The 18,296-nt window shown below is 65.9% G+C and carries 19 protein-coding genes and 1 tRNA gene; 15 read left to right on the top strand and 5 right to left on the bottom strand.

Annotated features, from left to right (window positions below):
• Positions 1-7: 7 nt before the first annotated feature.
• On the bottom strand, positions 8-247 hold the full coding sequence (locus A7W11_RS28660) for a hypothetical protein (RefSeq protein ID WP_235816766.1): 240 nt from the start codon (positions 245-247) through the stop codon (positions 8-10).
• Between A7W11_RS28660 and A7W11_RS00565 the strand changes: the two genes are divergently transcribed.
• On the top strand, positions 228-1,424 hold the full coding sequence (locus A7W11_RS00565; protein WP_235816765.1) for a trypsin-like peptidase domain-containing protein: 1,197 nt from the start codon (positions 228-230) through the stop codon (positions 1,422-1,424). The genes A7W11_RS28660 and A7W11_RS00565 overlap by 20 nt on opposite strands.
• 32 nt (positions 1,425-1,456) lie before the next feature.
• Here the strand turns inward: A7W11_RS00565 and A7W11_RS00560 are convergent, their stop codons facing one another.
• Complete coding sequence (locus tag A7W11_RS00560; protein ID WP_066406369.1) at positions 1,457-2,479, bottom strand: ABC transporter substrate-binding protein; 1,023 nt, start codon at positions 2,477-2,479, stop codon at positions 1,457-1,459.
• Positions 2,480-2,648: 169 nt separating this feature from the next.
• Positions 2,649-3,269 (bottom strand): PAQR family membrane homeostasis protein TrhA, encoded by a 621-nt coding sequence (gene trhA / locus A7W11_RS00555; RefSeq protein WP_066406368.1) that lies wholly within the window; start codon positions 3,267-3,269, stop codon positions 2,649-2,651.
• A gap of 281 nt (positions 3,270-3,550) precedes the next feature.
• On the opposite strand from trhA, the gene A7W11_RS00550 reads away from it, so the two are divergent.
• Positions 3,551-4,321, top strand: coding sequence for a S1 family peptidase (locus A7W11_RS00550; protein ID WP_066406367.1), 771 nt, complete (start codon positions 3,551-3,553; stop codon positions 4,319-4,321).
• Positions 4,322-4,367: 46 nt separating this feature from the next.
• The gene (locus tag A7W11_RS00545; protein ID WP_156522946.1) at positions 4,368-4,829 is read left to right on the top strand and encodes a YbaB/EbfC family DNA-binding protein; all 462 of its coding nucleotides are present in this window, start codon (positions 4,368-4,370) and stop codon (positions 4,827-4,829) included.
• An 84-nt stretch (positions 4,830-4,913) separates the two neighbouring features.
• Here A7W11_RS00545 and A7W11_RS00540 read toward each other — a convergent pair whose 3' ends face one another.
• Positions 4,914-5,279: a hypothetical protein gene (locus tag A7W11_RS00540; protein WP_066406365.1), complete on the bottom strand. Its 366-nt coding sequence runs from the start codon at positions 5,277-5,279 to the stop codon at positions 4,914-4,916.
• A gap of 467 nt (positions 5,280-5,746) precedes the next feature.
• Here A7W11_RS00540 and A7W11_RS00535 point away from each other — a divergent pair, with 467 nt between their 5' ends.
• From A7W11_RS00535 to A7W11_RS00485, 11 genes are all read left to right on the top strand, one after another.
• Entirely contained in the window at positions 5,747-7,396 is a 1,650-nt protein-coding gene (locus A7W11_RS00535; RefSeq protein WP_082887006.1) for a ShlB/FhaC/HecB family hemolysin secretion/activation protein, read from the top strand.
• A gap of 36 nt (positions 7,397-7,432) precedes the next feature.
• Positions 7,433-9,310: a DUF2341 domain-containing protein gene (locus A7W11_RS00530; RefSeq protein ID WP_066406363.1), complete on the top strand. Its 1,878-nt coding sequence runs from the start codon at positions 7,433-7,435 to the stop codon at positions 9,308-9,310.
• A gap of 11 nt (positions 9,311-9,321) precedes the next feature.
• Positions 9,322-9,738 (top strand): ExbD/TolR family protein, encoded by a 417-nt coding sequence (locus A7W11_RS00525; protein WP_066122781.1) that lies wholly within the window; start codon positions 9,322-9,324, stop codon positions 9,736-9,738.
• Between the two features lie 20 nt (positions 9,739-9,758).
• Positions 9,759-10,535, top strand: a complete 777-nt coding sequence (locus A7W11_RS00520; RefSeq protein WP_082887005.1) for an energy transducer TonB family protein — start codon at positions 9,759-9,761, stop codon at positions 10,533-10,535.
• 40 nt (positions 10,536-10,575) lie between these two features.
• Entirely contained in the window at positions 10,576-12,297 is a 1,722-nt protein-coding gene (locus A7W11_RS00515) for a putative porin (RefSeq protein WP_066406362.1), read from the top strand.
• Positions 12,298-12,302: 5 nt separating this feature from the next.
• Complete coding sequence (locus tag A7W11_RS00510; RefSeq protein WP_235816764.1) at positions 12,303-13,040, top strand: DNA repair protein; 738 nt, start codon at positions 12,303-12,305, stop codon at positions 13,038-13,040.
• Between the two features lie 84 nt (positions 13,041-13,124).
• Positions 13,125-13,631: a YbjN domain-containing protein gene (locus A7W11_RS00505; RefSeq protein WP_066406361.1), complete on the top strand. Its 507-nt coding sequence runs from the start codon at positions 13,125-13,127 to the stop codon at positions 13,629-13,631.
• A 63-nt stretch (positions 13,632-13,694) separates the two neighbouring features.
• A complete protein-coding gene (locus tag A7W11_RS00500; RefSeq protein WP_066406639.1) occupies positions 13,695-14,699 on the top strand; it encodes a peptidylprolyl isomerase in 1,005 nt (334 codons plus the stop codon).
• 43 nt (positions 14,700-14,742) lie between these two features.
• Positions 14,743-15,129, top strand: a complete 387-nt coding sequence (locus A7W11_RS00495) for an MbcA/ParS/Xre antitoxin family protein (RefSeq protein ID WP_235816763.1) — start codon at positions 14,743-14,745, stop codon at positions 15,127-15,129.
• A 14-nt stretch (positions 15,130-15,143) separates the two neighbouring features.
• On the top strand, positions 15,144-15,611 hold the full coding sequence (locus A7W11_RS00490) for an RES family NAD+ phosphorylase (RefSeq protein ID WP_156522945.1): 468 nt from the start codon (positions 15,144-15,146) through the stop codon (positions 15,609-15,611).
• A 263-nt stretch (positions 15,612-15,874) separates the two neighbouring features.
• Entirely contained in the window at positions 15,875-16,315 is a 441-nt protein-coding gene (locus tag A7W11_RS00485; protein ID WP_066406354.1) for a hypothetical protein, read from the top strand.
• Between the two features lie 275 nt (positions 16,316-16,590).
• Here A7W11_RS00485 and A7W11_RS00480 read toward each other — a convergent pair whose 3' ends face one another.
• Positions 16,591-17,604 carry a ProQ/FinO family protein gene (locus tag A7W11_RS00480; RefSeq protein WP_066406352.1) on the bottom strand — a complete coding sequence of 338 codons (1,014 nt, stop codon included), beginning with the start codon at positions 17,602-17,604 and terminating at the stop codon, positions 16,591-16,593.
• Between the two features lie 303 nt (positions 17,605-17,907).
• Here A7W11_RS00480 and A7W11_RS00475 point away from each other — a divergent pair.
• A tRNA-Pro gene (locus tag A7W11_RS00475) sits at positions 17,908-17,984 on the top strand.
• Positions 17,985-18,296 lie beyond the last annotated feature (312 nt).

The following is an 18,296-nucleotide window of genomic DNA, read 5'->3' as shown; positions in this document are numbered from 1 at the left end:
AAAGCCACTAGAATGGCGGGCCCTGCGGCCCGCCTTTTTCATTTTCGATGCCTTCAGCCATGGATGTCAGCAAGTGGGCGGCGACGCCGTCCGTTCTCCGCCGCCGGATGCTCGCCGCGTTGTGCGTGGCGGCCTGCGCGCCCGTCATGCCTGCCGCACGGGCCGCATTGCCGCCCGTGGCCGATGGTGCACCCTTGCCGTCGCTGGCGCCCATGCTGGAAAGTACGATGCCGTCGGTCGTCAGCATCGTGGCGCTGGGCAGCAATCAGGAAGCCGCCGGTTTCGGGCGCATGCTCAACCGCGCACGGCAAAGCTCGGGCTCGGGCGTGATCGTCGATGCGGCGCAAGGCTATGTGCTGACCAACCACCACGTGGTGCGCGGCGCCCAGACCATCCGGGTTTCGCTGCAGGACGGACGCACGTTGCCCGCCAAGGTGCTGGGCAGCGATCCGGATACCGACATCGCGGTGCTGCGTATCCAGGCCGATCGGCTGCAGGCCTTGCCGCTGGCCGATTCCAGCGGATTACGGGTGGGCGATTTCGTGGTGGCCATCGGCAACCCGTATGGGTTGGGGCAGTCCGTGTCTTCCGGCATCGTGTCCGCGCTGGATCGTTCCAGCCTTCGGGCCGCCGGCTACCAGAACTTCATCCAGACGGACGCATCGATCAATCCCGGCAACTCGGGGGGAGCGCTGGTCAATTTGCGTGGAGAGCTGGTCGGCATCAACACGATGATCTATACCCCCTCGGGCGGCAACGTGGGCCTGGGTTTCGCCATTCCATCGAACCTGGCGGGCGACGTCATGCGCCAGTTGCTCGCGCATGGCCGTGTCCTGCGGGGCACGCTGGGCCTGGACGTGCTGGACCTGAATCCTTCGTTGGCCAAGCAACTGGGGTTCGCGCCGTCGGCCACCGGCGTGGTCGTTACCCGCATCAATGACGGCGCGCCGGCGCAGCAGGCAGGGGTGTTGGCGCGGGACGTGATCATCGCCCTGGATGGCAAACCGATTGCCACCAGCCAGCAACTGCATAATGCCGAGGGCCTGCTGCCGGTGGGCCAGCAGGTGCGCCTGACACTGCGGCGCGCGGGCCGGCAGATGGAAGTGACGCTGCGCATCGAGCCCGAGAAGGACGAGCGGCTGCATGCAGGCAGCCTGGATGCGCGCCTGAACGGCGTGGAGTTCGCGGAGATGTCGCTGGCCCAGCGCCGCCAGGGCAACGACGGCCTGCTGGTGACCGCCACGTATCCCGGCCGCAGCCAGGCGGCCTCGAACCTGAGGCGTGGCGATGTGCTCATCGGCATCAACCAGCGTCCGGTCAGCAAGCTGTCCGACCTGCGCAACCTGCTGGAGTTGCTGGATGGACAGCCACTACTGATGACGCTGATCCGCGGTCGCGGGATCTTCTATCTGCAGGTGCGCTGACGCGCGCCGCGCAAGACCTGCCGCCGCCCGGATCAACTGCCGGGCTGGTCGTGGATCTCTTCGAAGAAATAATCCTTCCACGAGCCTGCCCGGGTCTTCAGCACGCCCAGTTCGTGCAGTTGGGTAGCGTAGACGGCCGTGCGCTGCGGCACGATGGTGAAGTCGTTCTCGGGATCCTCGACGATCTTGCGCACCAGCTCCGGCGCCAGCTTGGATTTCTGCACGCGGATGAAGGTGTCGGCGGCTTCCGGCTTGTGCTCGCGGATCCACTGCGCCGCCTCGCCCAGGGCCGCATAGAGCGCGCGATAGGTCTTGGGATTGTCGTCGTGGAATTTCTGGGTGGTGTACAGCGCGTTGAACGTGGCCGGACCGCCCAGGATGTCGTAGGAGCTGATCAGCTTGTGCACGCTGGGGTTGGCTTCCAGCGCCTGGTAATAGAACGGCGCGCTGGAGAAGTGCGTGTTGACCTCCAGGCCGCCCGAGATCAGTGCGGCCGTCGCATCGGGGTGCGGCAGCGAGACGGTGATGTCGTCGAACTTCTTGAACTGCGCTTTCCCATAGCGGCGCGCGGCCTCGATCTGCAGGGTGCGCGACTGGAAGCCCACGCCCGCGGCGGGCACGGCGATGCGGTCTTTCGGGCTCAGGTCATCGAGCGTCTTCACGGCGGGGTTGTTGCTCAGCAGGTAGTTGGGCTGCGAACCCAGCGCCGCCACGAGCTTGACCTTCTGGCGGTCGATCGTGCGGTCCCACAGCACCAGCGCGGGCGGCACGCCGGCCGAGACGATGTCCAGGTTGCCCGCCAGCAGGGCTTCGTTCATGGCGGTGGCGCCCGAGATCTGGGTCCATTCCACGTCGATGTCCAGTCCGGCGGACTTGCCATGTTTCTCGATCAATTTCTGGTCGCGCACGACGTCCAGGATCAGGTAGCCGATGCCGAACTGCTGGGCCAGCCGGATACGGCCTTCGGCCTGGGCGGCAGCGTGACTCAAGCTGAGCGCCAGGGCGGCGGCGAGCAGGACGGCGGGGCGAAGCGGGCGCGGGGCGGCGAGGCGCATGACGAAAGTCTCGGTAGGTAATGGGCAGGTCCGTGGCGGATGATTCCTTCGAGGAACATCCGGGCAGATGCAAGCGAACCGAGATTCTAGGAACGCGCCGCTCGGCGCCGAAAGACTTTCTGCTTCTGTGCAAATGCCTTGCCGGCATGGATGCCGTGCGAACCGCCCGTCAGGTGAGGAAGGTCCAGACCATGACGGAATGGCATGCCGTGCCGGCGATGGTGAACAGGTGCCAGACGCCATGTGCGTGCGCCCAGCCCGAACTGTTGCGGTAGAACACCAGGCCCGCGCTGTAGAGCAGGGCGCCGGCCAGCAGCCATATCAGCCCCTCGCTGGGAACGTGCTGCGCGATGGGCAGCGCCATCAGCACGCCCAGCCAACCCATGGCGACGTACAGGCCCACCGCGGGCGCGGCGGCACGCTTGCGGAACACGATCTCGCGCACGATGCCGGTGATGGCCAACAGCCACGCGCCGCCGGCCAGCAGCCAGCCCCAGTCGTCTTCCAGGGGAATCAGGCCCAGGGGGGTGTAGGTGCCGGCGATCAGGATGTAGATGGCGCAATGGTCCATGCGCTCCCAGAACAGCTTCCGGGCGCCTCGGCAGCAGTGGTACAGGGTGGAGGCGGCATAGGTGGCGACCGCGGCGGTGGCGAACACCGCACAACTGACGATGTGCCAGGCATCGTTCGATGCGACGATGACGTACGGCATCAAGGTGGCGGCGCTGGCCACGGCCAGCACCAGGCCCACCAGGTGGCTCCAGCTGTTGAATCGTTCGCCGTAGTACATCGGTGCCGTTGCTCCCCATCTCGGATGCTGCGCTGCCGTATTTCCTGCGATATCCCGGAATGATGCAACGATGTCGCGGGCAGAGCAATAAGACCCGAACGTCCCTCTCCAGCTATCACATTGTGAATTTTTCATGACAAACGGGGGTTGGGCCCAGCGCCAAACGTCTAGACATCAGAACAGCCAGGCGCAGCCAGGCCCTCCCACCCTGTCATAGCCTGGCAATGGCCGCTTCCTACTCTGTCCAGCCTCCTGTTGCCGACATAACCAGAAGAACGCGAATGGCGACGATTCTGTCCATGCTGAAAGGCTTGCCCGTCCTGGCCTGCCGCCTGTTCCTGGTGGTGGGCGCGTCCCTGCTGGCACCGGTGGGCGCGGTCCAGGCCTTGCCGCTGATCGGTGGCCTGGAGGCGCACGCCACGGGGTTCTTCATCAATAGCGGCGGTGACGTGCTGACGGCGCACCATGCGGTGTCCGATTGCGGCGACATCTTCGTCGTCAAGGACGGCAAGGTGGTGCGTGCCTCGCTGGCCGCCGGTGACGACAAGCTGGATATCGCCGTACTGCGCACGGCGCTCAAGCCTTATCTCAGTGCGACGTTCGTGGCCGGACCCGAAATCAAGGTGGGGCGCCAGGCGGTGTTCGCGGAAAGCTATAACACCCTGCAGCGCATGCCCGACCGGGCTCGCACGCTGTTCAATGCGTTCGCCGAACCGGGCAATGCCGACGGCAACGATCTCTCCTTGATCTCGTCCGTACGTCCCGGCGCCAGCGGCAGCCCTGTCCTGGGCGCGGCCGGACTGATGCTGGGGGTCGTGGTCGAACGGTTCTCGCTGGACGGCCGCCCGTCTGGCCGCGTCGCACTGAGCGCGGCGCAGGCCAGCGGCGCCACCGGCGCCACGCGTGTCAAAGCCGTGTCGGCGACGCACGTCAAATCTTTCCTGCGGAACGCAGGCATCGCCTTCAACGAAAGCGACGAGCCGCAATTGGGGCCGATGCAGGCCCAGGCGCCGCGTGCCGCCACGCTGTCGGTCGGCGTCATCTGCGGCTGAGTCCAACCGGCCCGCGTCCGTAACATCGCCATGGAGAATCACTGCAATGCATGAAGACAACACGTCCAAGACGTCCCGTGCGCCGTTCTGGCGCCGCATGTGGGGCGCCGCGGCCAGTGCGCTGGGACTGGGCCTGGTGCTGTCCCAGCCGGCGCCTGTGCTGGCGCAGGCCGCCGTGCCGCAGCACTGGATCAGTTACGCGCAACTGGTCAGCAATCAGTTCCAGGCCTGGTTGGCCGATCCCGCCAACGAGGCCGTGGTGCGCCTGCATGAACGCATGCAGCAGCGCGTGCTGGAAAGCAATGGCTCGCCTGCCGCGCCCGTGGTGGTACGGGTGTGGGTGACGAACCAGGGGCAGGTCGAGCGCGTCACGTTCGATACGCTGGGCGACGATCAGGCCGACCAGGACCTGCGCACGGTGTTGACGGCGCAGCCCTTGTCCGAACCGCCGCCGCCGGACATGCGTCAGCCGATGGTGCTGCGCTTGAAGCTGGATTTCGCGACCTGAAGGATTCGCGGCTTTTGGCATCGCCATGGGATGAAAAGCACGCGGGCCGCTTCACGCGGCCCGCGGCGCTGGCGGTGTCGGGAATCAGCGCGAGACCGGGCTGGTGTAGATGGGCGCCGGCCGCTGCGGGAAGGCCGAGTTGCCGAAGTTGCTGCCCATGCGGTTGGACGTGGCCGCGCGGTTGAACAGGCCAAGCTGGTTGGATGGCATGCGCGCGACGCCCTCGGAGGCCAGGGCTGGGTTCTCGTGCGGCGCGCGGGGGCGGGGCGCCATCTGCTGGCTGAGGCAGTCATAGGACGGGGCGCGGTAGCCGTTGACTTCGACGTCCACGCAGGACGCCGGCGCGGCGCGCGAATCCGCCGGGACGGCAGGCGCTTGCGCCAACACGGCCGAAGGTAATGCCAAGCCAGCCACCAGCAGCATTGATGCACGCAGATCGGAAATGGACATGGCGGACTCCTGGGTGATGAGACGGTTTGTGCTTGGCTTCGATGCGTCCCTGATCCTGGAAGTGTACGTGGCGCCTTCCGGGCCGTGGTGACAAGTCAATGTCACTTTCCGTGCGCAGCGTCCACGCGCCGTCGCTGCCTGGCTCCAGGCCCGCGGTGCGAGCCGTCCTTCGTCCCGCGCACGCATTTTGTTTTCCTCGATTTTGCATCCAAGGGTTATCCCTGGGTTTCCCTCTCGTCCTTCTGTTACGAGTCAGTTTCTTCGTGAAATTTTTATTACATCGCGCACTGGGCGCGTTGGCGGAACGTCTAGTAACAAGCAGACGCTGTTCGACGCTGACCAACCAGGCACCGCCGCTGTCGCGTGCCTAGCCGTGAAGTGCCTGGCCCTGGCTGCGAACGGTCGCCGAGCACGGCGAGACGGGTAGAGCAGGACATCAGATTAATTTGAGGACTGAGTGCATCCCTATGCAGGATTTTGATAAAGCAGGTGCATCGGCCTGCGCCAGAGCGACGCTAGCAGCGTGCCTGGCGCTGGGGCTGCAGGCCGGCGCCATCGCGCAGGACGTGCAGCAAGGGCAGGCGCAAGCCGGCCAGGCCGAACAGGCGGCCGCTCCGGCGGACACGCGCAGGGTCAACGTGAACGAATACATCGTTCGCGGCAACACCGTGCTCGATGCCAAGGCCATCGAGAAAGCGGTCTATCCGTTCCTGGGTCCGGAGCGCACGCTGGCCGACATCCAGTCGGCCCGCGATGCGCTGCAGACGGCCTACCACGAGCTGGGTTACCAGTCCGTCTACGTCGACCTGCCCGAACAGCAGGTCTCGGATGGCGTGGTCATCCTGCAGGTGGCCGAAACCAAGATCGGCCGCCTGCGCGTGGTCGGCGCCAAGAACTACTCGCCGCTGGCCATCCGCGACGACGTGCCGGCCCTGAAGGAAGGCGCCGTGCCCGACTTCAACCAGGCGCAGGCACAGCTGACCGAGCTCAACCGCACGGCCAGCCGCCAGGTGCTGCCGGTGGTTCGCGAAGGCAAGATCCCGGGCACCATGGACGTCGACCTCAAGGTCGAGGACAAGAACCCCTGGACCGCCAGCGTCGGCCTGAACAACGACTACAGCGCCGATACCAAGCATCTGCGTTCCACGGCCTCCATCGGCTACGACAACCTGTGGCAGCGCGGCCATGCGTTCTCGCTGACGTTCTTCACGGCGCCCCAGGAAACCGACAACGCCAAGGTGTGGTCGGCCTCGTACACGCTGCCGCTGGCCGACCGCTGGAGCCTGCAGTTCTCGGGCTACCACTCGGACAGCAACGTCGCCACCATCGGCGGAACCAACGTGCTGGGCAAGGGCTACTCGTTCGGCGCCACGGCCACCTATACGTTCGACCCGGTCGGCAGCTGGTACAACTCGCTGTCCTTCGGCCTCGACTACAAGAACTTCGACGAGTCGCTGGTCTTCGGCGGGGATAACGACACCGTGCCGCTGAAGTACGTGCCGTTCACGCTGGGCTACAACGGCTATCGCTACACCGAGGCTTCGCAAAGCTCCATCGGCCTGAGCATCGTCGGCGCCACGCGTTCGTTCTTCGACCTCGGCAGCTCGTCCGAAGAATTCGACTACAAGCGCTATCGCGCCAGCCCCAGCTTCGCGTTGCTCAAGGGCGACTTCACCCACACGCAGAACTTCGCGCAAGACTGGCAGGCCTTCGCCCGCGCCGGTTTCCAGTTCGCGTCGGGCGCGCTGGTCTCCAACGAACAATTCGCCGCCGGCGGCGCCACCAGCATCCGCGGCTATCTGGCCGCCGAGCGCACGGCCGACGATGGCGTGTTGGGCTCCATCGAAATGCGCACGCCCTCGCTGGCGCGCTATCTCGGTTCCAACGTAAACGAATGGCGTTTCTACACCTTTGCGGAGTGGGCGTGGCTGCGCCTGCGCGACCCGCTGCCCGAGCAGAGGGATTCCTTCCGCCTGGCCAGCGTCGGTGTCGGTACGCGCATGCAGGTGCTCGACTGGTTGTCGGGCAGCCTGGACTGGGGCTACCCCCTGATCAATGGCGCAAACACCAACAGTCATGATCCCCGCATCAACTTCAATCTGCGCGCCAGTTTCTAACCCAATTCGGATGACGGTTTTCGGAGTAAGACAATCATGCAACGCCTAATGATGTACCTGCTGGCTCTCGTGGTCAGCGCGCTTCCGGCAGTCGCCAACGCCTGGTGGCAGCCCGATTGGAAATACCGCAAGCAGGTGTCGATCGACACCACGCAGCAAGGTGCTGCCATCAACGAACCCGCCGGCCGCGTGCCGCTGCTGGTTCGCCTGCACACCGGCAACTTCACGTTCGACGGCGTCAACGCCAACGGTTCGGACCTGCGCTTCGTCGCCGCCGACGACCAGACCGTCCTGAACTACCAGATCGAAAGCTTCGACCCCCTGCTGGGCATGGCCGTGGTCTGGGTCGACGTCTCGGAAGTCTCCGGCGCCCAGCGCCAGGACATCTGGATGTACTACGGCAACGAGAAGGCGCCCGTCGCTTCCAACGGCCAGGTTACGTTCGACCCCAACTACACGCTGGTCTATCACTTCAACGGCGCGCCCGAAGCGCCTCCGCGTGATGCCACCGGCTACAACAACAACGCCCAGACCCCGGTTGCCGGCATGGTCGACGGCGTCGTCGGCCGCGCTGCCCAGTTCACGGGTGCGGCACCGCTGATGCTGCCCGCCAGTCCCTCGCTGGCCATGGCCGCCGGCAGCGCCTTCACGTTCAGCGCCTGGGTCCGTGCCGACCAGCCGTCGGGCGACCAGGCGATCTATGCCCGCCGCGATGCCGGCAACTCGCTGGTGATCGGCGTGTCCAGCGGCGTGCCGTTCGTTGAAGTCAACGGCCAGCGCACGCAACCCGGCCAGCCCCTGACGCCGGCCGCCTGGCAACACGTGGCTGTCACGGCCAACGGTGGCCAGATCACGCTGTACGTCAACGGCCGTGCCAGCGGCACGCTGACCGCCAGCCTGCCCGCCCTGAACACCGCCGCCGCCGTCGGTGGCGACGTGGCTGTCGCCGCGCCGGCCGCACCGGCCGTCCCCGCTGATCCGGCTGCTGCTGCCACTGCCGCCGCTCCCGCCGCTGCACCGGCTCCCGCCGCCACGTACGCCGCGTTCGTCGGCGCCATCGACGAAATCCGCCTGTCCAAGATCGCTCGTCCCGCCGCCCTCATCTTCGCCGACGCCACTGCCCAGGGCAGCGAGTCGCGCATGGTGGTCTACGGCGCCGACGAAGAGCAGTCGGGCATGGGCTTCGGCGAACTGGGCTTCCTGCTCAACGCCGTGCCGCTGGACGCCTGGGTCGTTATCGGCGTCCTGATCCTGATGATGATCCAGTCCTGGGTCATCATGGTCAGCAAGAGCCGCCTGGCCAAGCGCGTCGAAGTCGCCAACTCGGACTTCCGCACCGTGTTCGCCAAGGTCGGCAACCGCCTGGAAATGCTGGCCGACGAAACCCGCCTGAACGAGCAACTGAAGAACGCCCCGCTGTGGCGCCTGTACTCGGTTGCCGTCAACGAAATCCGCGTCCGCCGTGCGCAGGGCGCCGATACCAACACGGTCTCGGCCGCCACCATCGAAGCCATCCGCGCCTCGATGGACGCCATCCGCACCAAGGAATCGCAGATGCTGGGCAAGCGCCTGTCGGCGCTGTCCAACGCCATCGCCGGCGGCCCGTACATCGGCCTGCTCGGTACGGTGCTGGGCATCATGGTGGTGTTCCTGGGTACGGCCATGGCCGGCGACGTGAACATCAACGCCATCGCCCCGGGTATGGCCGCCGCGCTGCTGGCCACCGCCATGGGCCTGTTCGTCGCCATCCCCGCGCTGTTCGGCTACAACCGCCTGATCACGCGCAACAAGGAAATCAACGCCGACATGCGCGTGTTCGTCGACGAGTTCATCACCCGCCTGGCCGAAGTCCACGGTGAAGGCTCGCGGGCTGAAGCCATGCACGCCAACCAGGCCCGCGTGGCCACGGCCTGAGGAGACGCCAGATGGCTTCCGTATCCGCGCAAGACGACGACGACGGCGCACCCGTCGACGGCATCAACATCACGCCCCTGGTGGACGTGCTGATGGTGGTGCTGGTCATGTTCATCCTGACCGCCACGGCCCAGATCGCCGGCATCCAGGTGAACCTGCCCAAGGCGAGTTCGACCGTGTCGTTGTCGCAACCCAAGACCAAAGCCATCTCGGTCAACGAAGCCGGCCAGGTGTTCCTGGACGCCTACCCGGTCACGTTGCCCGAGCTCGAAGACAGGCTGCGCACCGAGAAAGCCCTCAACCCTGACTTCCCGGTCATTGTCCGCGGCGATGCCGTCGTGCAGTACCAGAAGGTCATGGAAGTGCTCGATCTGCTGCGCCGCCTCGAACTGCCGCAAGTCGGTCTCGTGACCGGCAAGCCGACTTGAAGTAGAAGGGCGATCCCGCGATGTCGTCGAATAAACCTGAAACCCCCGATAGCCGCGAGGACTCGTCCTCGCGCCTGTCGGCGCTGCTGGACGAAGGCCAGCAAGCCAAGCGCTCGCGCTCGGCCGGACGTTTCGTCTGGCCGGTCGTGGGCCTGGTGGTGGTGGTCGGGCTGGGCTATTTCATCTGGCGCTGGGCCGGTGACATGGCGGGTGTCCAGCGTGAGGCGCCCAAGGTCGCCGCGATCATCCCGCTGCCGCCGCCGCCTCCGCCGCCGCCTCCCCCCGAGAAGCCGCCGGAGGAACCGCCTCCGCCTGAAGAAGTGGTCGAACCCAAGCCGATCGAAGAGCCCAAGCCCATCGATCAGCCCAAGCCTGACGAGGCGCCGCCCAAGCCGGCCAACGACATGGCCAACGCGATGGAAATGAACACCGACGCGCAAGCCGGCTCGGACGCGTTCAACATCGGCGCCGGCAGTGGCAGCGGCATGGCCGGCTCCGGCGGCGGCGGCGGCTTCGGCAACGCCACCTACGGCCAGTACATGTCGTACATGCTGCAGAAGATCCTGCGCGAGGACGAGCGTACCCGCAACCTGGTGTATCGCGGCGTGGCCGTGAACATCTGGCTGGATACGGCCGGCCAGGTCACCCGCGTCGAAGTGGCTCGCTCCAGTGGCGATGCCGAGGTCGACGAGAAGCTGGTCGCAACGCTGCGTGCGGTGGGTCGCGTGGACGAACGTCCGCCTGCTTCCACGCCGATGCCCATCCGAACCTCCATCAGCAGCCGTCGGCCTTCCTAAGCGCCGCGCTCTTCGATTTCCTTACCGGAGTTTGATCAAAATGAAATTGCAACCCAACCGACTGGCCGGCGCGCTGGCCGTCGCCCTGGCGCTGTCGGCAGGACAGGTTGCGGCCCAGACCGCCACGCCGTCCCAGAACGCCACCGTCAACCTGATCCGCCTGCTGGTTCAGCAAGGCGTGCTCAAGCAGGACCAGGCCAACGCCCTGATCCAGCAAGCCGAAGCCGAGGCCGCGCAGGCCCGCAAGGCCGCCGCCGCACCGGCCGTGGCGGGTGGCGCCGGCGCCGCCATGGCGCAGCCGGGCGATGTGCGCGTCCCGTACATCCCCGCCACCGTCCGCGACCAGATCCGCGACGAGGTCAAGACCGAGGTCATGGCGCAGGCCAAGGCCGAGAACTGGGCCGCGCCCAACACGTTCCCCGACTGGGCGTCGCGCATCACCGTCGAAGGCGACGTGCGCTTCCGCGACGAGTCGCGCTTCTTCGACAGCGGCAACAGTGACGAGCTGATCGACTTCGCCAAGTGGAACCGCAACGGTCCGATTCCCACCTTCGTGGCGGGCCAGCCCTACGGCCTGGACATCCCCTACATGAATGCGCGCCAGGATCGCCGCAACCTGATGCGCATCCGTGCCCGCCTGGGGGTCAAGGCCCAACTGTCCGAGCAGTGGATGGCCGGTATCCGCCTGGCTTCCGGCAGCGACAACAGCCCCGTGTCCACCAGCGATACGTTGGGCGGCGGCATGGCCAAGAAGGACATCTGGCTCGACCAGGCCTACCTGAGCTATCGCCCGTACGAGTGGGCCACCATCACGGCCGGCCGCGCGGCCAACCCGTTCGTGTCCTCTGACATGCTGTACTCCAACGACCTGAACTTCGACGGCATCTCGGCCGCGTTCAAGCGTCCGCTGGGCAACGGCAGTCCCGTCACGCTGTTCGGCTCGCTGGGCGCCTACGCCCTCGAATACTCGAACAACCCGTTCAGCAGCGACACCTTCTCCGAAGGCAAGAGCGAGAACAAGTGGCTGTTCGGCGCGCAGGCCGGCGCCGAATGGAAGATCGACAGCCAGAACAAGCTGCGCGGCGCGCTTGCGTATTACCAGTTCCAGAACATCGAGGGCGAGCGTTCGGCGCCTTGCGATTCGCTGATGACCGTCTGCAGCACCGATTGGTCGCGTCCGGCCTACATGCAGAAGGGCAACACCCTGTTCCTGCTGCGTGATGTCGTCCAGAGTTCGGCCGACCAGGCCGACTGGAGCGAATACCAGTACGTGGGCCTGGCGTCCAAGTTCAACCTGCTGAACCTGAACCTGCGCTGGGATACCCGCCTGTTCGACAACCTGGCCATGCGCCTGGATGGCGACTACGTCCGCAACCTGGCCTACAGCAAGAACAAGCTGGTCAGCCGTGCCGGTGGCGCCGCCAACATCGTCAACTCGCGCGAGAACCTGGACGACATCGAGAGCGGCGGCAACGCCTGGATGTTCCAGGCCACCATCGGCGACGGTATCGACCTGGCCCGCAAGGGCGACTGGATGGCCTTCGCCGGCTACAAGTACATCCAGCCCGACGCGCTGCCCGATGCCTACAACGATTCCACGTTCCACCTGGGCGGCACCAACGCGCGCGGCTACTTCCTGGGCGGCGGCTATGCGTTCGACAAGAACGTCTACGGCTTGCTGCGCTGGAGCAGCGCCAAGGAAATCTATGGTCCCCCGCTGGCCATCGACGTCCTGCAGCTCGAAGTCAACGCACGGTTCTGATCATCATGCGCAACCAACCCTCCCAACTCGCGCGCGTCCAGCGTGACGTTGCCAAGACGCCGATGTCCCCGGCGTTGCGGCAGGTCGCCTGGACGCTGAAGGCCACCGCCGCGGCGCTGGCCACCATGCTGACGGTCTTTCCGGCCCACGCGCAAAGCATGGAAGAACGCCTGCGCACCCAATTGCGCAGCGCCACCCAGCAACTGCAGCAGCTGCAGAGCCAGCAGGCACAGTTGAACGCCGCCAAGAGCGCAGCCGAGACCCAGCGCGATGCCGCGCAGAAAGAGGTCGAACAGCTGCGTGCGCAGCTCGGAAAGGCCCAGGGCCAGGCCGAGCAACTGGCGGGCCAGCAGGACGCCATCCGCGATGCCGCGCGTGCGCAGGCTGCCGCCAGCAACGAGCAGATCGGCAAGTTCAAGGCCGCCTACGACGAACTGCTGGGCATCGCCCGCGCCAAGGACGCCGAAGGCAAGAAGCTGCAGGTCTCGCTCACCGAGCGCGATTCGCAACTGAAGCTCTGCGAGCAGAAGAACGATCAGATGTACACCGCCGGCAGGGAGATCCTGACGGCGTACGAATCGTTCAGCACTGGCGACCTGCTGAGTATCCGGCAGCCGCTGGCGCGCGAAGCCCGCGTGCAGTTCGATGAAAAGGCCCAGGAATACGGCGACAAGCTGTACGACAGCAAGTACGACCCGCGCCTGGTGCCGCAGCAGCAATCCGGAGCCAAGCCCGCACAGTAATGCGCTGGCCGATATCGTTCCAGCCTTACCCCGGCGGCTGTGCGCCGCCGGGACGTTTTCCACACGTCAATACGAGACTGTCACATGACGGATACCACCCTGATCCAATCCCTGAGCGCAACCAAGCTGCAAGACATCCTGCAAAGCATGGGGTATCGGGTTACCAGCACCGAGCAGAACGGCATGGTGCAACTGCTGAGCGCCACGCAGGGCATCGGCTTCGCCGTGCGCTTCGGCAATCCTTCGCACACCGAAGGCGAATTCGTCGACTACACGCTCAGCTGCGCGCTGCGTGTGCAGGGTGACCTGCCGCAGGGCCTGGTCGAATCGTGGAACATCGGCAAGCGCTTCGCACGCCTGGCCCAGCAAGGCACTTTCCTGGTCCTGGAAATGGACGTGATCGCCGCCGGCGGCGTTGCCGAGAACCATCTGCGCGCCACCACCGAACTGTGGGACCGCCTGCTGCAAGAGTTCCTGCTGTTCCTGCGCCAGTACGCCACGCAGGCCGTGCAGGCTGAACAGGGCGAGCAGGCCGCCGAGACGGCTGCCGAGGCCGTCGCTGAAGCCGGCAAGGCCGACAGCAAGGAATAAGATGTGCCCCCATGCGGCCGGGGTGTTCCCGCCGCATGGCTCTGTTTGAATGGGATGAATGAAATGAAGAAGTCGGATTACGCAGCGCTGCGTATGCGCTGGATGAGTGCTTTTGGCCTGGCGCTGGTGTTGAGCGGTTGCGGCGACAAGGGCCAAGCCGAACAGACCCAGAAGCCCGCCGAGAGCAAGCCCGCCGCGCAAGCGACCAAGCCCGCCGCCACGCCCGCGGCGACGCCCGTCACCAATTCGCCCGCCGTTGCCACGATGGGCACGCTGTCGGTGTCGCAAGGCGACCTCGAACAACTGTTGCGTTCGCTGTCCCCGGCGCAACGCCAGCAACTGACGGCCAACCGCGCCGCGCTCGAACAGGTCGTGCGCAGCAGCTTGGCCGAGAAGGCACTGCTGGGTCAGGCCCGCGCGCAGAACTGGGCCGACAAGCCCGAAGTCAAGCGCGCCATCCAGGCCGCGCAGGAACAGATCGTCTTCCGCTCATATCTGGACTCCGTCTCTCAGCCGCCGGACACCTATCCGTCCGAAGCCGAACTGCAGCAGGCCTACGAACAGAACAAGGCGCGCTTCGTCCAGCCCGCGTCGTACCGCGTGAGCCAGATCTTCCTGGCCGCGCCGTTCAACGACGCCGAGGCCGTGGCCGCCGCTCGCAAGAAAGCAGCGGAGCTCGTCAAGCGTGCGCGCGCGCCGCAGGCGGATTTCGCTCAGCTCGCCCAAGAGAATTCGCAAGACAAGGAAAGCGCCGCTCGCGGCGGAGACACGGGCTTCATTCCCCTGCAGCAGGTGGTGCCGGAGTTGCGTAGCACGGTCCAGCGCCTGAAGAAGGGTGAAGTCAGCGAAGTGGTGCAACTGCCCTCGGGTTTGCACATCGTCAAGCTGGTCGACCTGCGCGACTCGCGCCAGGTCCCGCTGACCGAGGTGCAGGTGCAGTTGCGCGACACCATGCGCGCGCAGCGCCAGCAGGACGCCGCGCGTGCCTATCTGGAGGGACTGCTCAATGCAGGCACGGTCAGTATCGACGGCAAGGCGCTCCAGGGCGCTGTCGACGGCGCCAAGTAAAGCGGGCGTCGTTGTCCATTCGCCGTTTCGCAATGTGCGCGACGTGCTCAATGCACGTCTGCGCAAGCTGGTCGGCCACAGTCGCGCCACGCGCAGCGCCACGCTGGGCGTAAAGCTCTTTCCGGTGCTGCGCGAAGCGATTCCGCAGCAACCTCAATGGCGCGAACTGGTGCCGTCCATCGTCACGCTGAACGATCCCGAGGATGCGGCCGCGCTGCGGCCCACCGAGGCCATCGCGTTGTATCGCCTGCTGCGGCTGGTCTGGCTGGCCGAACTGGTGTTCGGTGATGAGGGCCTGGCGCACGAGTGGCTGTCCACGCCCAAGGCGCAGTTGTACGGCGCCGTGCCGGTCGGCCTGATCGGCTCGGCCCGCCATGCCGGCCACATCGAGCGCTGGTTGCTGAATATCGAAGAAGGGAATGGTCCGTGATGCAGCTGTGGCGCTTGAGCAATAGCGGTCTGCTGGGCGGCGGGTTCTACCCAGGCGGGCGCTGGCTGCCCGCCGGCGCGCCCGTCGTGCTGCTGGACCCATCCCCCCTGGCGGCCATTTGCGCACGGTTGGCGCTGGTCGAGGCCGAGCATCCCCGCAAGCTTCCCCGCCAGTACCGCCTGCTGGAGATCAGCGTGCCCGGCCGAGCCGGCACGCAGGTGTGCACGGCGCCGCGCAACTGGCGCACCGATCTGCCCGCCACTCGCGCGCTGGGGCACGCCTGGCTCGAGGCCGGCGCCGACCTCATGTTCAAGGTGCCTACCTTGGCCGGCGGCGAGCAATACCTGCTGAACTGCGGCCATCCCGCCATCGCGGATTGCCAGGTCCGTTCCGTGGCCACCCAGCCGTTCGAAGACCAGCCCGAACTGTTCGGCGGTGGCGTGGCGTGGTCGAGCGAACGGGATTGGCTCGCCAAGCCCTGAGCGGGGCGATTCCGTCTGGTTGGGCCTGCTCAGGTAACCGGCGCCGCACGGCGCAATTCTCCTTTCTCGTACCTGGTTTTTGCACGCCATAGGGATAAATCCCGGTGCGTGCAAACTTGCACTGCCTCCGGGAAAGGAGTATTTGTTATGACAACTAGATAAATAATCCGAATCCAGAGACAAACCACGGCGCTTCCGGCGTCCTGGAAGCAGGTTCAAGCGCAAGCTGTCAGTGCGTGCCCATCAATCGGCAGGAGGAGCTGATGATGATTGCTACGATGTTCGATCGTTCCAGCATGGTGTCTGACGAAGAAAGCCGTACAGCCTGGTACGAGTTGCACAATGCGCGCAGGCGGTCCCTCGTGACCTTCGCCCTGCTGGCGCCATTGACCGGCCTGGTCGGTCCACTGGTGCTGGTGCCGGCCTTGGGTTTTGCGGGATGGCTGCTGATCGCCGCGGGCGTGCTGTCCTGTGTGGGCTTGCTGTTCTACATGGCTCGCATCGATGCCGACATGAGCGACATGAAGCGGCCGGCCGGAGTGGTCGATCACGCTCGGGCAAGCAAGCATGCGCGCCACGCATCCCGGCAACCGCATAGCGTGCAATCGCTGTCGGGCGCCCGTGCCCGCCGCGCCGCGCAGCAACTCCAGTTGCAGCCGGTGTTCAGCGGTGCGCGCCGGCGGCCGTATCGCCTGGCGCATTGAGCGCGGGTTGATCGCTTAGCGTTGACGCACGCTGGCTGTTGATGGCGTTGCGCTCTTGATGGAGCGGGATGCCTGTCGGAGGCGCGGAAAGGGCATCCGGGGCGGTTGGGGTGATCGGAGTGTTCACCTTGATCCGTTCACCGTCCGGCATGGTTGTACACGGTCATGAAAAACATTTGGCCCCTGGCCGCGCTATCGCGGCCAGGGGCCAAATGTTTTCGTGACACCTTCAATGGCGGGGCGGCAGAGTCACCGCGCCGTTGAGGTACTGCCGATCAGGACTGTCGATCCTGCTTGGTGTCGTCAGCGGGTTGATCCGAGGGGGCTTCCGTTGTTGCAGCACCCGCGGCGGCGGATGGCTGGGTCGCCTCGGCATCGGCTTGAGCAACTTGCGTCGCCGACACCTCGGCTTCGGCCGCCTTTGGCGCCGCGTCGGCGGTATCAGCGGTGCTGACTGCCGCGTTCGCTTGAGGTTCGGGCGCAGCATCAGCCGGCGTCGTCGTGTCGGCATCCTGCGCCGACGCTTCAGCATCCGTCGTGGCCGCTTGCGTTTCAGCCGACGTGCCTTCCGGCGCATTGGCCGCAGCCTTTTGCGCCGCAGCCGCCTTTTCCTCTTGCGCCTTCTGCTTGCGCTGCTTGCGCGCCAGGAAGCTGGCGTGCGCGGCTTCGGCCGGCGTGACGGTGCCGCTGGGCTCGCCGTTCAGGTCGAGGCGGGCGGCTTCCTTCACCAGGCAGGCCCAGTAACGCTGCGCCGAGCACCACGTGGCCACGGCCTGCTTGATCTCGTCCTCGCTGAGGTTCAGCTTGGCCGAGTGCGCGTACAGATCCTCGATGATGCCCAGCTTGAGCGGCACGCGTGGATCGGGGCGCTTCGGGAAGGCCTTGGGGAAGTGCTTCTGCAGCCGGCCGATGGCCACCAGCAGCGGATCGCGCGGCGGCTCTTCCGGGCGCTCGCGGCGCTGCTGCTGCGGACGATTGCCGCCGCGCGCTTCGCCTTGCGGACGCGGACCGCGGCCTTCGCCCTGGGGACGAGGCCCACGGCCTTCGCCCGGCTTGCCGGAGCGGCCTTCGCCCTGGCGATTGGGGTTGCCACGGTGGGGGCGATCGCCGCCACCTTTGCCGGCGGGCTTGCCGCCCGGCTGCGCATCCTGCGCCTTGGCACCTTGCCTGTCGCCCGGCTTGCCGCCGCCCTTGTTGGGGCGCGGCTCTTGCTTACCCTGCTGCTGCCGTTCTTCGGCCGCTTGCTTGGCCAGCATGTCGCGCAGCGCGGCGAGTTGTTCGAATCCCATGTTATTGCGTATAGCCTGCTTGGTCGGTTTAGCCCGCCATTGTATTCAACATTGCGAAGTGCTGGAGGCAGTGTCGTTTGGGGGCGTCGAAGTGTAAGTTTTGATGGGCGGTCGGCAGCCCTGCTTTGAATAGCCAGAGACATGAGGCGGCCTACGGGCCGCACAGGGCGCATCAGCGCCCGCGCTGCAATTGGTGTGCCCAAGGCCGGGCGTCAGGCCGCATTTCGTGGTTCGAAGAGATGAATGACAGGCTGGGGTACAATCCGTGTCCGTTGCCGATGGGGTTGCTCATCGGCAATCCGTCGGGGCGTAGCGCAGCCTGGTAGCGCATCTGCTTTGGGAGCAGAGGGTCGTGAGTTCGAATCCCACCGCCCCGACCAATAAAATCAAAGGGTTAGCTCAGTGTCGTTGAGCTAACCCTTTTTCTTTGCTGGGCATATGGGACAACATATGGGACAACGAACTTGCAGTTGGCGGTGAGCAAGTTCAGGCGGCATCAAGGCAAGGATGTGCACTCGGTAGCAATAGCCCATCTCGGGACTTGCCGGGTCTCTGCTTGATTGGGGGGGGCGGGCAGCTCGCTGCACTTTGGGCTCATCAGGCCAATTGGGTGGGCTCTGGGGACTGTTGCGCTTGGGGCAGGCCAAACCCCTTCATCTGAGGCTGTGTTGCTGGGGCAGCAAAGCGAGAGT

Source organism: Bordetella ansorpii, assembly GCF_900078315.1.
In the GTDB taxonomy this organism is placed as follows: domain Bacteria; phylum Pseudomonadota; class Gammaproteobacteria; order Burkholderiales; family Burkholderiaceae_B; genus Bordetella; species Bordetella ansorpii.
The sequence above is the reverse complement of the archived record's forward strand: the minus strand, read 5'-3'. Positions and strand labels throughout refer to the sequence as shown.

Bases quoted from the DNA above. Each gene is read 5' to 3' on its own strand.
- A7W11_RS00510 (WP_235816764.1), top strand. From the start codon at position 12,303: ATGCGCAACCAACCCTCCCAACTCGCGCGCGTCCAGCGTGACGTTGCC.
- A7W11_RS00550 (WP_066406367.1), top strand. From the start codon at position 3,551: ATGGCGACGATTCTGTCCATGCTGAAAGGCTTGCCCGTCCTGGCCTGC.
- A7W11_RS00525 (WP_066122781.1), top strand. From the start codon at position 9,322: ATGGCTTCCGTATCCGCGCAAGACGACGACGACGGCGCACCCGTCGAC.
- A7W11_RS00545 (WP_156522946.1), top strand. From the start codon at position 4,368: ATGCATGAAGACAACACGTCCAAGACGTCCCGTGCGCCGTTCTGGCGC.
- A7W11_RS00530 (WP_066406363.1), top strand. From the start codon at position 7,433: ATGCAACGCCTAATGATGTACCTGCTGGCTCTCGTGGTCAGCGCGCTT.
- A7W11_RS00520 (WP_082887005.1), top strand. From the start codon at position 9,759: ATGTCGTCGAATAAACCTGAAACCCCCGATAGCCGCGAGGACTCGTCC.
- trhA (WP_066406368.1), bottom strand. From the start codon at position 3,269: ATGTACTACGGCGAACGATTCAACAGCTGGAGCCACCTGGTGGGCCTG.
- A7W11_RS00535 (WP_082887006.1), top strand. From the start codon at position 5,747: ATGCAGGATTTTGATAAAGCAGGTGCATCGGCCTGCGCCAGAGCGACG.
- A7W11_RS00560 (WP_066406369.1), bottom strand. From the start codon at position 2,479: ATGCGCCTCGCCGCCCCGCGCCCGCTTCGCCCCGCCGTCCTGCTCGCC.
- A7W11_RS00505 (WP_066406361.1), top strand. From the start codon at position 13,125: ATGACGGATACCACCCTGATCCAATCCCTGAGCGCAACCAAGCTGCAA.
- A7W11_RS00540 (WP_066406365.1), bottom strand. From the start codon at position 5,279: ATGTCCATTTCCGATCTGCGTGCATCAATGCTGCTGGTGGCTGGCTTG.
- A7W11_RS00480 (WP_066406352.1), bottom strand. From the start codon at position 17,604: ATGGGATTCGAACAACTCGCCGCGCTGCGCGACATGCTGGCCAAGCAA.
- A7W11_RS00485 (WP_066406354.1), top strand. From the start codon at position 15,875: ATGATGATTGCTACGATGTTCGATCGTTCCAGCATGGTGTCTGACGAA.
- A7W11_RS00500 (WP_066406639.1), top strand. From the start codon at position 13,695: ATGAAGAAGTCGGATTACGCAGCGCTGCGTATGCGCTGGATGAGTGCT.
- A7W11_RS28660 (WP_235816766.1), bottom strand. From the start codon at position 247: ATGCTGACGACCGACGGCATCGTACTTTCCAGCATGGGCGCCAGCGAC.
- A7W11_RS00515 (WP_066406362.1), top strand. From the start codon at position 10,576: ATGAAATTGCAACCCAACCGACTGGCCGGCGCGCTGGCCGTCGCCCTG.
- A7W11_RS00565 (WP_235816765.1), top strand. From the start codon at position 228: ATGCCGTCGGTCGTCAGCATCGTGGCGCTGGGCAGCAATCAGGAAGCC.